The sequence below is a fragment of the Seonamhaeicola sediminis genome (assembly GCF_004358095.2).
In the GTDB taxonomy this organism is placed as follows: Bacteria; Bacteroidota; Bacteroidia; order Flavobacteriales; family Flavobacteriaceae; genus Seonamhaeicola; species Seonamhaeicola sediminis.
Genome location: NZ_SMZJ02000001.1, coordinates 124,888 through 138,533 on the forward strand (window position 1 = coordinate 124,888; position 13,646 = coordinate 138,533).

At 34.5% G+C, this 13,646-nt stretch carries 11 protein-coding genes; 1 reads left to right on the forward strand and 10 read right to left on the reverse strand.

The features are described from left to right. From E1J38_RS00620 to E1J38_RS00665, 10 genes are all read right to left on the reverse strand, one after another. The gene (locus E1J38_RS00620) at positions 1-951 is read right to left on the reverse strand and encodes a glycoside hydrolase family protein (RefSeq protein WP_133354923.1); all 951 of its coding nucleotides are present in this window, start codon (positions 949-951) and stop codon (positions 1-3) included. Beyond that, on the reverse strand, positions 938-1,603 hold the full coding sequence (locus tag E1J38_RS00625; protein WP_133354921.1) for an acetyltransferase: 666 nt from the start codon (positions 1,601-1,603) through the stop codon (positions 938-940). Before E1J38_RS00625 ends, E1J38_RS00620 begins: the two co-directional genes overlap by 14 nt. Further along, positions 1,600-2,301 carry a WbqC family protein gene (locus E1J38_RS00630; RefSeq protein WP_133354919.1) on the reverse strand — a complete coding sequence of 234 codons (702 nt, stop codon included), beginning with the start codon at positions 2,299-2,301 and terminating at the stop codon, positions 1,600-1,602. Before E1J38_RS00630 ends, E1J38_RS00625 begins: the two co-directional genes overlap by 4 nt. Then, a complete protein-coding gene (locus E1J38_RS00635) occupies positions 2,298-3,371 on the reverse strand; it encodes a DegT/DnrJ/EryC1/StrS family aminotransferase (protein WP_133354917.1) in 1,074 nt (357 codons plus the stop codon). Before E1J38_RS00635 ends, E1J38_RS00630 begins: the two co-directional genes overlap by 4 nt. Next, complete coding sequence (locus E1J38_RS00640) at positions 3,364-4,629, reverse strand: ABC transporter ATP-binding protein (RefSeq protein WP_133354915.1); 1,266 nt, start codon at positions 4,627-4,629, stop codon at positions 3,364-3,366. The genes E1J38_RS00635 and E1J38_RS00640 overlap by 8 nt, the downstream gene beginning before the upstream one ends. Next, entirely contained in the window at positions 4,626-5,462 is an 837-nt protein-coding gene (locus E1J38_RS00645; protein ID WP_133354913.1) for a glycosyltransferase, read from the reverse strand. Before E1J38_RS00645 ends, E1J38_RS00640 begins: the two co-directional genes overlap by 4 nt. A gap of 2 nt (positions 5,463-5,464) precedes the next feature. Further along, a complete protein-coding gene (locus E1J38_RS00650; RefSeq protein ID WP_133354911.1) occupies positions 5,465-6,328 on the reverse strand; it encodes an ABC transporter permease in 864 nt (287 codons plus the stop codon). Positions 6,329-7,052: 724 nt separating this feature from the next. Beyond that, positions 7,053-9,524 (reverse strand): exopolysaccharide transport family protein, encoded by a 2,472-nt coding sequence (locus E1J38_RS00655; RefSeq protein WP_133354909.1) that lies wholly within the window; start codon positions 9,522-9,524, stop codon positions 7,053-7,055. Between the two features lie 3 nt (positions 9,525-9,527). Continuing rightward, positions 9,528-10,319 carry a polysaccharide biosynthesis/export family protein gene (locus E1J38_RS00660; RefSeq protein WP_133354907.1) on the reverse strand — a complete coding sequence of 264 codons (792 nt, stop codon included), beginning with the start codon at positions 10,317-10,319 and terminating at the stop codon, positions 9,528-9,530. A gap of 292 nt (positions 10,320-10,611) precedes the next feature. Next, complete coding sequence (locus E1J38_RS00665) at positions 10,612-10,995, reverse strand: endonuclease domain-containing protein (RefSeq protein WP_133354905.1); 384 nt, start codon at positions 10,993-10,995, stop codon at positions 10,612-10,614. A 509-nt stretch (positions 10,996-11,504) separates the two neighbouring features. Here E1J38_RS00665 and E1J38_RS00670 point away from each other — a divergent pair. Further along, the gene (locus E1J38_RS00670) at positions 11,505-13,367 is read left to right on the forward strand and encodes an ABC-F family ATP-binding cassette domain-containing protein (protein WP_133354903.1); all 1,863 of its coding nucleotides are present in this window, start codon (positions 11,505-11,507) and stop codon (positions 13,365-13,367) included. Positions 13,368-13,646 lie beyond the last annotated feature (279 nt).

Sequence of the window (13,646 nt, forward strand, 5' to 3'; positions counted from 1 at the left end):
CTATTTTCTTAAAACTGCATACCCAAAACCACTTTTTCCAAACCCATTGCCATTATATATCAAGTATCTAACTCCATTAAACATATATGTTGTGCAATATTCGTTCATAAGGCTATCCCAACCCATATCACTCTTTTCTATTCCAGCCAAATCATCTAATCTTTTCCAATGAATTCCATCCTCAGACTCCGAATACCCAATTGAATATGCTGCCTCTTTATTTTCTCTATAACCTAAGGCCTTTCTATTAGAGTGGTACATTTTATAAATACCTTCATCTTTATATACACAAGGTCTTCCTATAGCGTCAATTTTCCCAAAATCAAAATCAATGCAAATACGGTTTTCCCTTATCCAATTAATACCATCATAAGACTGAGCATATTTTACATTGTAAAATGGCTCCGGAATATTATTTATGACTTCAATTTTTTCACAACATAAATACCACATTTTCCATATTCCATCTTCAATAATAACACATGGTTGCCCAACCCAAATTGGATCATGAATGTTTCTGTCTAGAATTGGCCCTCGAAATAATTTTTCAAAAGAAATCCCATTATCTTCACTTACTGCTAACCCTATAGATAGTCTATATGATGCATCAACACTCTTATTCCAAGCAGTATAATACATATATAGCTTATTTTCATGATTTATAAACCATGACGGCATTGTTCCTGAGTCATCAAATGAGCCTCTTTTTCCTTTTTGGAGTACAGGCAATTTATGAATATAATGGATATTTAAAGGGTTATCAGGTTCTACATCTATAAATGAAACTGAAGAACAGCTATTTTTATCTCTAGTTGAGTAAAAAATTCTTAGAATATCATCATTTATAAGATGTGCAAAGGGAACTTGGGCGTGTGTTAAACTCCAATCTAAATTACCCTTAGGTTTAAAAATCAAACCTTTCTTTTCCCATTTTGATTTAATATAAGTCATAACTCTTTTTATCTCCTAAACGTTTTGCAGGATTACCTACATAAACACTCCATTCTTCTGTACTTTGCTTTGTTAAGCATGCACCCATAGCAACTAAAGTACCTTTACTAATAGTTGAATAATCTCTAATTGTAGCATTTACTCCAAAAAAACAATGAGATTCAATAACACAATGACCAGACATTACTACATGGGAAGTAAAAAAAACATGATCTTTAATTTCTCCGTGATGACCAATATGATTACCACTCCATAAGACAACATTATTTCCTATTTTAGTAAAAGGTTGTATCGTATTATCTTCTAATATAAAACAATTTTCCCCTATTTCATTATTAAAAATTGTTGCTTTACTACTTATATAAGAAGCAAATTGGTAACCTTTTTTCTTGCCCTCTAAATAAATTTTCTCTCTTAAAGTGTTCATTTTCTTAGCTGTCATTGGGCAAAAAAGTAAATAATCTTCAGGAGGGAATAAGTTTTCTAAATCTTCAAAAGCAACTACTGGAAGTCCGTAAAACTCTCTTTTTTCTATGTAATCTTTAGTTAAAGTAAAAGCTACAACTTCATACTCTGAATCATTTGATAAATAATAATAAGCGAGTTCAGCAGTGTCTAACACGCCAAATATTATTACTTTATTACTTTTCATATTATTTTTCTTTGATTTAAAAGATTTAATATCGAATCCTTAGAATTAAACATCAATACATCAATAATCGATAAAGAGTCTACAAACCGATGCTGAAATTGATTATATTGTATCGCTTCGGTTTGTAAAAAATTAAGATTAATACCTCTATCCTTAAAATAGGTCTTAGTATATAATTTTTGACCTCCGATAGGGTTAATGTAAAAATACTTACCCGATTCTTTAGCTATTGCTATTATCCTATCTGCCTTTTTGAGTGCTTTACTACTAGAATAATCTTGAGAACTCAAGCTAAAATTAGGTTTTAAGCCTAAATAAGCACACACCTTACTTACGCTATTTATCGCAATTTGAGATATTGTCTTTGAATCGTCTTCCAAGATGTCTTTTACCAAATTATAAACACTTTTAAAATGCGGTGCATTTTTATAGGCATGCTCCAAAGTCTTCAGAAAATTATTAACCCATTTTTTGGACAAGGTTATTTCAGTCTCATTTATTAACCTATTCTGCGACGCGTTTTTTATTGGTAAAGTAAATTGATAACTATCTCCATTTACCAGTATAGTATTCCTGTTGATATATCCTTTTTTTATAAAATTAACATCGTCATAAAACACAAACTCATCTACAGCATGTATCAATTGAAAATAACCTATGTAAGGAAAAAAATAAGGTTGCATGATGGCTATTCTCATAAATGTACTTTAATTAGTTCAACAATTCTAATTTGTTGTTTTTCAATTAAATCATGATATAATGGTAAACATAGAATAGAACTTCCTATTCTATTTGAAATTTCGCAATGTTGATTTTTTATATATGGTAAATTATCCAAACTAGGATAGAAATAGCGCCTAGGGAATATATCTGCAGCATTTAAAGCCTTAACTACTTTTAGAAGTTGGGTTTCATTATTAAAAATGATTGGATAATAACTGTAGTTCCAATTGGTATGACCTCTAAGTTTTAAAAACTTCAGATTAGTATCTTGAAGTTGTGTGTTATAAAAATCCACAATAAACCTTCTTGCTTCTAAAATGGAATCAAGATGAGGGAATAAAGCTAACCCCATAGCAGCCTGTAGCTCACTCATTTTAGCATTAATACCTAAGCCAAAAAAATCTTCATTACCCTTGTGGCCAAAATTATGACGGTAATATAAATCATTATATAAGGTATCATCCTTAAAAACTATAGCACCACCTTCCCCAGTATGAAACAATTTGGTAGCATGAAAACTACAGGTACTCATATCGCCATAATTAAAAATAGATTGGCCTTTATACTGCACCCCAAAACAGTGGGCGGCATCATAAATAACTTTTAAATGGTGTTTTTTGGCAATGTTCTCTATAACCTCAATAGCACAGGGGTTTCCAAATACATGCGTTGCCAGTATGGCCGAAGTTTTGGATGTAATAGCCGCTTCTATTTTCGTTTCATCAATAGTTAAATAGCCTGGATGAATATCTACAAATACTGGGGTACAGCCCTCCCATACAATACTGGAGGTGGTGGCCACATAACTAAAGGGCGTCGTAATAATCTCGCCCTTTAAGCCCAAGGCCTTAATGGCAATCTGCAAGGGCAAGGTACCATTGGTCATAGCTAATATGTTTGCTACCCCAAGATAGTCCTTAAGTTTTTGCTCTAATTCCTGAACCAAAACACCTCTATTGGTGACCCATCCCGTACCCCAAGCACGTTTTAATATAGCTTGATACTCATCTTGAGGTGGCAAAAACGTTTTAGTCACATTAATCATGTAATCTATACCAATTAAATTGTGGTCTTATATAGCCTGGTTCTTTACCCATATACACACCTATATCCCGTTTGCCATCGGCCACTACAAAACTAATGATGTCTTTTTCTATATGAATGGCTTTTCGTCTATCTTTAACAAATAAAAATGATAAAAAATATTGTCCTGATTGTAAAAAGCCTTTAGGAAAACAACACCCCAAATCATTAGTGCCCTGTTTTAAAGGTGCTTCTGTATTAGAAAAAGAGAACATAGCCTCTCCCATTTCATTAAATAAATGGTAGGTAATATGGTAATCTTCTGGGTTGCATGCTTTGAAACTTAAAACGGTTTTAATTTCTATAGCCTCATCCTCTACAATAACGTCATCTATTGACCTATTTATATTCTTTACACTTATTTGATGTAATTGAAACACGTTTTTATTGATTGAATTACCAAATTGGCGATGATGTATCAAGTCTGCTCCGCCTTTTAAATAAAAACTCACAGCCTCATCGGTATTACCATCAAACACCATTTCGCCATGCTCTAAAACAATGGCCCTGGTACATAACGATTTGACCGAAGCCATATTATGGCTCACAAACAATACGGTTCGCCCTTCTCCTTTACTAATATCTTGCATTTTACCAATGGCTTTTTTTTGGAATTCGGCATCACCTACGGCCAAAACTTCATCAATGACCAAAATATCAGGCTCTAAAAAAGCCGCTACCGCAAAAGCCAAACGCACCCGCATACCTGAAGAATACCGTTTAACAGGCGTATCAATATAATTTTGGCAACCGCTAAACTCAATAATATCTATTTCTTTTTTTCTTATTTCAGCTTTGGTCATCCCTAAAATAGCACCGTTTAAGTAGATATTCTCTTTACCGGTAAGTTCTGGATGAAACCCAGTACCCACTTCCAGCAAAGAAGCAATCCTACCTTTACTTTTAACCATGCCAGTTGTAGGCATGGTAATTCTAGATAATATTTTAAGTAAAGTCGATTTACCAGCGCCATTTTTACCAATGATTCCCAATACCTCACCCTGCTTTACATCAATGTTAATATTCTTAAGTGCCCAAACATAATCTGAATCACCTTTTTTACTTCTATCATTGGTTGCTCCCACTTTTAGAAATGGGTCTGGTTTTCTTAAAACCCTGAACCACCAGCGCTTTAAATCATCACTCAAAGTTCCAGTACCAATAAGGCCTAAACGGTATTGTTTGGATATATTATCAATTTTTAATATGGTAGTATTCATTGACTTAAAATCCTTGATTTATTTGTATTAATACGCTGTACCACACATTTTACTTCTTTATATAAGATAAATATATAATATCTTAGACTAAATGAAATGTTTTCTAAAAAATCAAAGCCTTCTAAATAGCGCTTGTTCATGGTAAGTTGTTGTGCTAAAGCATTTGAAATGTTCCTGTTATGAATGATTTGCATCCAATAAAACCCCTTCTTTACAGAAACATAGTGAACAGTTCCTAACCAAGCTGTATGTTCTTTACTATAAACTGTAACTGGTTTTTTTTCAGATTTTAAAGATTCACTGAGGCTAATAAATGGTCCTGAAATTACGTTCTTCCTTAATGACAACTTATATCCTCCATTAATTTGTAAGGTTAATCCGTTACACAAATCAATAATAGTAGTTTCTTTAGTTGTAAAATGATCTTGAATGATTTTTATGGCGTCTTTGTGAAAACAATCATCATTATCCAGTCTGGTTGTGATTACATAATCTACTCCCTCTTCTGAATAATCCTTAATAAATTGCGGTAATTTAACATGGAACGTATCAAAATCTTTAACGTATACCGGAATAAAATTGCTAAATACGGAGCTTAAAAAGTTGTTCTTATCCCTGTAAAATTGCGGGGTGGTTTCATCAAAAAAAACCAACCACTTAAAATACTTATTTGTTTGATTCTGTATTGAAGGAAAGCAATATGTTTCAAAAATCTTATACCTATGCGTCAACCAAGCATCACTGTTAACTTCGGTTCCTTGTTTATCCAAACCCCATATAGACTGTCGAAGATTGAATCTTGTAATAACAAAATGGGTAAACTGTTTAGGCATACTTAAATGGTATCTATAAATCGTTTTTCAGTTGCATTAAAAACCACTATACCTGAAAACAGGATTACCAAAGTAACTATTAGTGTATAAGTGAATCCACCCCACGAGAGTGTTCCATCTCCCAACAACATATATCTAGCCATTTCAATTACATAAGCCATGGGATTATATTCCACCAACCAAGCAAAACGTGGTAACTTTTCGCGCATTAAACTTAAAGGATACATAACCGCTGATAGATACATTAATAATTGTACCCCAAAGCCCACTAAAAACTTGAGATCTTTATATTTTGTGACCATGGATGAGATAAGCATTCCAATACCCAAACCAAACAAACCCATAATAACTACCAGTATTGGGAATATAAAAATAAGTTTATTGATGTGAATAGAAGCGCCTTGACTGTAATAGTAAATATAAAACCCAGTGAATATTAGTAACTGAATACCAAACTTAAACAAATTGGTTATGACAACTGATAATGGAATGATGATTCTAGGAAAATACACTTTACTAAACATACCAGCATTGGCACTGAAGGTATTTGAAGTTCCTGTTAAACAGTTTTTAAAGTAAGACCATACTGAAATACCTGCCAAATTAAATAAAAATGGGGGCACCATTCCGGTTTCAATATTGGCTACTTTATTAAAAATAATGGTAAAGGTAAGCGCTGTAAACAAGGGTTGTATTAAATACCATAATGGGCCTAATATGGTTTGCTTATACATGGCAATAACATTCCGTCTTACAAACAAAAACATAAGGTCTCGATACTGCCAAATTTCTTTAAAGTTAAAATCTATCAGCTTTCGCTTGGAAGAAATCGTATATAACCACTGGCTTTCCTTTGAAGTGTGCAATGCTTTGGGGTTTTTGATTTTGCTAATATAGTAATAAAGCTAAATATACTTTTAAACCTGTTGGGCATTTTGACTTAAAGAAATATCTAAATGTCAGTTGGAGTGATTTTTTCCTCTCAACTACGCTCGAGATGACAAAAAAAATCGTATCGAGAACTTGTACATAGACTGAAATTCTTATTCTCGATAGTTCTACTGAGCAGAGTCGAAGTGCAAATTTTACGGTTTTCAACCGTAAAATTCACTCGAATTGACAGTTTTAAAGTTTAAAAAAATCAAAATGAAAAATAGGTTCGAATGTTGTGCTCTGAATGAGGCTGGTGTTTGTCATTCAGAAAAGGATAGAGCGTTAAAAATACACCCAGTGGATGTATTTAGCGAAAAGGCCAGATAACGCATGGGCAAATGGCATAGGACGGGGAGTATGATTTACAATTAACATAAACTTAAAATCTGATTGTCATTATGAGGAGCGTAGCGACGTAATAATCTCTTTATTTCAACTCCCAAATTAAAAAAATCTTTATCTAATCGAGATGCTTCAGTCGGTCGTAGCCTCGCTCCTTCTGCATAACAATCTCCTTATAAGTAACAAACAACTACAACCATTCATTGTGAGGAGTTTCAATGTTCATTGAAACGACGTAACAATCTTTTTAATCAAATTCTACATTTAAAAGATTCTTACGCTCAGATTTCATCTTCGCTCAGAATAACATAACAATTACAACCGCTTTAACAACCGCTTTACCTTACCCAACACCGAAGTCTTATCCTTCTCATGATAGGCTTCGCCATAAACCCCATAGCCATAACCATAGCCGTAACCATAACCATAGCCATAGTTTTGATTGGTTTTATGTTTGTAGAAATTCAACACAAAACTGATATTTTTCAACTCCCCTTTTCTATGTTTTGCATTTACCAATTGTAACATGCCTTTTTTAGTGTAATCTAACCGTACCACAAACAAAGTGGCGTCGGCATAATTAGACAACTCTAAAGCATCGGTAACCAAACCTAATGGGGGTGTATCTAAAACAATAATATCGTAGTCCTTTCTGAGTTGCTCCATAAGAAGCGGTATGGATTTCCCCATTAACAATTCAGATGGATTGGGCGGTATGGGGCCAGAGGTTACCACATATAAATTATCTATTGGTGTCTTTTCTACAACATCATCAAACGGCTTATCTCCTATTAAGTAATTAATCATCCCCTTCTCATTATTCAAGTCAAAATCATTAAATATTTTAGGTTTCCGTAAATCCAACCCTAATATAATGGTCTTTTTACCAGATAAGGCATAGGCCGTAGCGATATTAATAGAACAAAAGGTTTTACCTTCCCCACTTACCGACGAGGTTACCATGAGGGTACGCCCCCCGGCTTTATCATTGTTTTTATAAAAAAACTGTAAACTGGAACGAATGGCTCGAAAGGATTCGGCTACCGCCGATTTAGGTTTTTCAAATACCACCAAATTATTATGGTACCGGTACTTGCCTATCAGCCCCAAAATAGGAATATTAGACAAACGTTCCACCTCATCAGAGCCGTGAATGGTGGTATCTAATAAAAATACGACAAAAATGAGGGCTAAAGGCCCAAAAAAACCAACCATAAGCGCCATCATGTAATTAAGATTTTTATTAGGTCCTATAGGTGGATTTCCTATATCCTTAGCCTCATCAATCATGGAAATATCAGACACATTCGCTGCTTTTACAATGGCAGCTTCACTGCGTTTGGCCAAATACACGTTATAGGCTTCCTGACTCAAATCTAGCTTACGCTGTATTTTTAAAAACTGTTGCTGTTCTTCTGGTAAATCACTCAATTTAGATTCCAATCGGGCCATTTGGCTGTTTATAGAGTTTAACTGAATGTTAACCGTACTTTTTGTGCCTTTAATAATTTCAAACAATACATTTTTCTCGGCATCAATACGGCTGTCTAGCTCTTTAAATAAAGAGGAACCTTCCTTGGTGGTGGCTTCCAAATTTTGACGCTCTATGGCTAAGGTTGTCAACTTAGCAACACTGGCCAAAATATTAGATTCATCAATACCTACTGATGTAGGCGCTGCAATTTCGGTATAATTGGTTTTGGTTCTTAGGTAGGTTTCTAATACATCAAGATATTTTATCTTATTATTAATCACCTCCTTTTCTTTATCTAAATTTTTTAATTTTGACGAGACTTCTTGCAACTCTTCATCCACATCAAAGACCTTACTTTGCTTTCTAAAATCGTTCATCTCGTCATTGACCGATTTCAAATCTAAATTAACAGCCGCAAGACTACTATCTATAAACTTGATGGTATTGGTTGCGTATTGGTTTTTATGTTCTAGTTCTGTTTTACTTAAAATAGCCACTGTGGCATTCAAATAGTCTACTATTTTCCCTTTATTAGGCCCATCCATTGAAAGCCTCAAAACTGAAGATGTTTGCCCACTTGGACTAGCCCGAACCACATTTTTATATTGATTCACAATACCATCAAAATCTAAAAACTGTATATAATACTCCGATTGAGGTTTTATTGTCTTGGAGAGCTTTTTATGTAATGTAAAATGAGCAAATGGAAGTGATACCTTATCCCCTATATTGTAAGCCTTCTCAAATTCACCCAAAGGCAAAGACACTCTTGTTTTTGTCTTATCTGAATATATTTGACCTGTTGCATTGTCTTTTTCAGAATTAAGAAATACCTCAAAACGGGTCTCATCAATAAAACGGACACCTATATAATCACCTAAAACTTGTGGTTTCGTTTTATCTATTTCAATGTAAAATGGGGTTCCTTTATAAACATCAATTTTTCGATACTTCCCTTGCACCATGTAACGCATATAATACTGTAGGGAATCTACCACTTTTTCATTGTGTCGCCTAGTCCCTAAGGTGGTGATGACCTTTCCAACCTTTCCTGATACCCCGCCCCAATTAAATGAAATACTGGTATTAGCCGTAAAAAAAGGATTTTGGTCATTCTCAATGGATACTAAAGCCCCTAACCGATATACATTTTGTTTTCTCACATTAATGGAGTAGGCTATAATTAATGCCACACCAATACTTAGAAAAATAAATTTCCAGTGGTGTAACACCTTAAATAAAAAGCCTTTAAAATCAAAGGTCATCCCTTTGCTTTCAACATGATCCAAATCTTCAAATTCATTATAAGACATGGGCTATAATCGGTTAAATAGTAATATAGAGGTGGTAACCAATGATAAAATAGTGGCTACCGAACTAATATTTTGCAAAGCGTTGGTACCCGTACCCCAGGATTTTTGACGTAATGGCTTAACGTAAATCATATCATTGGGCTGTATATAATAATAAGGGGAATTCATCACATTCACATCGGTCAAATCGATATGATGAATTTTTTGCCCCTCAGGGTATTGCCTAACAATCAACACATCTTTTTTATCACCCACATCACTAATATCCCCAGCATTGGCAATGGCTTCAAAGATATTAACCTGTTCTTGATAAATGGTTTGTATGCCACTACCTATCTCACCATAGGTTGTATAACGTAAACCCGTGAGCTTAACCGTTACAAAAATATTGGCAGTTTCTTTAAACTGATCTTCTAATAATATGTTTGTTATAAGTACTTCTATCTCTTTTGTGGTATACCCCAACACATTCATTTCCCCTAATTCTGGAATTCTAATATTACCATGAAGATCTACCGTAAACCCATCAAAATAAGCCTGTTCAGCTCCGCTAGCATTTAAATTACCAATACCAATGGGGTTAAATATTTGTACATTATCTTGGTCTGTGACTTTGATACGGATATTTAAGATATCATTAATCTGTACGCGATACGGTTTTTGCTGCTCCACAATGACTTGAAGGGAATCCGTAGCCTGAGATTTATTTTGAAGGTACACCGTATCCTTGTAAGGAATACAGGATATATTAATAATGCATAAAAGCATTATTGAAACTAAAAAGTATCGCTTCATTTTGAGGCTTATTGGTAAAAAAACAAATCTACATAATTTTTTTTAAGCACCCTATATTATTAAACCTTTACAAAACCACAAGCTCCTCCCTTTAACCAAAGGGAGTTGGCTAAATGCGGTAACATTTAGATGGAGAGTTTAAAAAATTATAAGCAATAATTAAAAATCAAACGCCCCTTTCTTCTGCTATGGCAGCATTCATTCCCCTCTTAAACTTAAGAGGGGAGCCTAAAAATTAATAACTATTGCTCCTCCCTTGTTTATAAGGGAGGTGGCTGGATACAAAAAGTATTCAGTCGGAGGGTTCAGGTTCAGAGTCAAAACATGAAGCAATCTCCTCCAAAACAGAAACTAAATTTTCAAACACCATTTTATTTTCAAATCTAATAACCCGATATCCTAAAGACGATAAATAAGCCGTTCTATTAGAATCGTAACTTTCACTTAAAGGGTTATTGTGAACATCACCATCTAACTCAATTATTAACTTTTCTGAAGCACAATAAAAATCTACTATAAAAAAACCTATACTATGCTGCTTAGTAAAACGTCTTCCCTGAAATCTCCTCGCTTTTAACTGTTTCCATAAAAAAGCTTCTGCTGGTGTTAAATTTTGACGTAACTCCTTCCTAAAATCTTTAAGCTCTATTTTAGTATGAATTCTTTTTTTTCTCATAATTTAAAAGTAGTCATTTAATATAAAAAACGCCCCCTTTCTTCTGCTATAGCAGAATTCATTCCCCTCTTAAACTTAAGAGGGAAGCCTAAAAATTAATAATTATTGCTCCTCCCATGTTTATAAGGGAGGTGGCTAAATGCCTTGAGCATTTAGACGGAGGGTTTAGAAAATTATAAGCAATAATTAAAAATCAAACGCCCCTTTCTTCTGCTATGGCAGCATTCATTCCCCTCTTAAACTTAAGAGGGGAGCCTAAGCATCTTAAAATTAAATAGCCCTTACAATCAAAGCAAAGAGATTCTTCGGTCTCTGCGTTCCCTTTGAATGACAGGGCGTGTGTCATTCTGAGTGAAACGAAGAATCTCAATTACAATACAAGCGTTATTCTGAGCAAGGCACGCAATGCACTAAGCGCAGTTGAAGTGCAGGCAGGCATCTATAAACCCAAACACAAAAAACAACACGTATCTCCTCAATTTATCCGTTATTTGCAAAAAAGCACGCCTTTGAATTATTTAACTGTTGAAAATATAGCAAAATCTTATGGTGAATTGGTTCTTTTTGAAGACCTCTCATTTAGCGTTCACAAGGATCAAAAAATAGCCTTTGTAGCTAAGAATGGTACCGGAAAAACCTCCATTTTAAACATCCTTTCTGGCGATGATGAACCAGACTCTGGTAATATTGTTTACCGAAAAGGTATTAAAGTATCCTTTCTTTCACAAGACCCTAAGTTTGATAACAAACTCACTGTTGAGGAAACCATTTTTGCAAGTGATAATCCTATTTTAAAAATTATTCATGATTACGAAAAAGCACTTTTAAATCCCGAAGACACAGAAACGTATCAAAAAGCCTTTGATGCTATGGAAAGGCATCAGGCCTGGGATTTTGAAACGCAATACAAGCAAATTCTTTTTAAACTAAAGCTTGAGAACTTAAGCCAGAAAGTAGGCTTACTTTCTGGTGGACAAAAAAAACGATTATCGCTGGCAAATGCCCTTATTAACAAACCCGATTTATTAATTCTTGATGAGCCCACAAACCATTTAGATTTGGAAATGATTGAGTGGTTGGAAGCTTTTTTTGCCAAAGAAAACATTACCTTATTTATGGTGACTCATGACCGCTACTTTTTAGAGCGTGTATGCAATGAGATTATTGAATTGGATGAAGGTAAACTTTATAGTTATAAAGGTAACTATTCATACTACCTTGAAAAGCGAGACGCCAGAATAGAGCGTGAAGCTGTGGAAACCAACAAAGCAAAGCAATTATTTAAAACGGAATTGGAATGGATGCGCAGACAACCCAAAGCGCGTACCACAAAATCGAAATCTAGAATTGATGATTTTTTTGAAATAAAACATAAAGCGCACCAACGCAGAAAGGATTATCAAGTTCAGTTAGAGATTAATATGGAACGTTTGGGAAGCAAGATTATGGAGTTCCACAATGTATCAAAATCTTTCAAAGACAAGGTTATTTTAAAAGGATTTGATTACACTTTCAAAAAGGGTGAACGCGTTGGTATTATAGGCAAAAATGGTACTGGAAAAACAACGTTTCTAAACATTTTAACCCAAACCACAAAACCCGATTCTGGAAAAGTAGTTAAAGGAAATACTGTTAAATTTGGTTACTATACTCAAAGTGGTATCACTATTAAGCCAGAACAGAAAGTTATTGATGTTATAAGGGAGTTTGGTGATTACATTCCTTTAAAAAAAGGCCGTCAAATTAGTGCGCAACAACTTTTAGAACGCTTTTTGTTTAGCAGAAAAAAACAGTATGATTTTGTTGAAAAGCTAAGTGGTGGCGAGCGAAAACGCCTCTATTTATGCACCGTTTTAATCCAGAACCCAAACTTCTTAATTTTAGATGAACCTACCAATGACCTTGATATTGTAACCCTTAATGTTTTAGAAAGCTTTCTTTTAGACTTTCCAGGATGTATTATTGTGGTTTCTCATGATCGCTATTTTATGGATAAGGTAGTAGACCATCTATTTGTTTTTAAAGGCGAAGGGGCGATTGAAGATTTCCCAGGAAACTATTCCGATTATAGGGTTTATGAAGATAGCCAACCCGTTATTTCAAAAACCTCAGAGGATAAAAAGGAAAATACGTCATGGAAACAAAACGAAGCCTCTAAACTTTCTTTTAATGAAGAAAAAGAATTGCGAAACATTGAAAGTAAACTCAAGTCTTTGGCCTATGATAAAAAGCAACTAGAAGATAAGTTTCTAAATCCAGAGTTGTCTCAAGAAGATATTAATACATTATCGGAGGAACTACAAGGTATTATTGATACTATTGAAGCTAAAGAAGAACGCTGGTTTGAGTTATCTGAAAAGTTGGAAGGATAGTATTGTCAGGGTCAGCCGTCAAATTTATTCTGTCAGGGTGAGCCCTTCGTCTACGCTCAGGACAGGCTGCAGTAGAACCATGATAATGTAACAACTAAATGTCAGGGTGAGCCCTTCGTCTACGCTCAGGACAGGCTACAGTCGAACCCTTATAAAACAGCAATCAATTGTCAGGGTGAGCCCTTTGTCTACGCTCAGGATAGGCTGCAGTAGATTCATCAACCAAACATCAAAATACACATTAGCTCCTACTGTCAGGGTGAGCGCAGTCGAACCCCA

What these genes read in the sequence shown, in the direction of transcription:
- E1J38_RS00630 (WP_133354919.1), bottom strand. Translation starts at nt 2,301, where the DNA reads ATGAGAATAGCCATCATGCAACCTTATTTTTTTCCTTACATAGGTTAT.
- E1J38_RS00660 (WP_133354907.1), bottom strand. Translation starts at nt 10,319, where the DNA reads ATGAAGCGATACTTTTTAGTTTCAATAATGCTTTTATGCATTATTAAT.
- E1J38_RS00635 (WP_133354917.1), bottom strand. Translation starts at nt 3,371, where the DNA reads ATGATTAATGTGACTAAAACGTTTTTGCCACCTCAAGATGAGTATCAA.
- E1J38_RS00655 (WP_133354909.1), bottom strand. Translation starts at nt 9,524, where the DNA reads ATGTCTTATAATGAATTTGAAGATTTGGATCATGTTGAAAGCAAAGGG.
- E1J38_RS00640 (WP_133354915.1), bottom strand. Translation starts at nt 4,629, where the DNA reads ATGAATACTACCATATTAAAAATTGATAATATATCCAAACAATACCGT.
- E1J38_RS00645 (WP_133354913.1), bottom strand. Translation starts at nt 5,462, where the DNA reads ATGCCTAAACAGTTTACCCATTTTGTTATTACAAGATTCAATCTTCGA.
- E1J38_RS00620 (WP_133354923.1), bottom strand. Translation starts at nt 951, where the DNA reads ATGACTTATATTAAATCAAAATGGGAAAAGAAAGGTTTGATTTTTAAA.
- E1J38_RS00665 (WP_133354905.1), bottom strand. Translation starts at nt 10,995, where the DNA reads ATGAGAAAAAAAAGAATTCATACTAAAATAGAGCTTAAAGATTTTAGG.
- E1J38_RS00625 (WP_133354921.1), bottom strand. Translation starts at nt 1,603, where the DNA reads ATGAAAAGTAATAAAGTAATAATATTTGGCGTGTTAGACACTGCTGAA.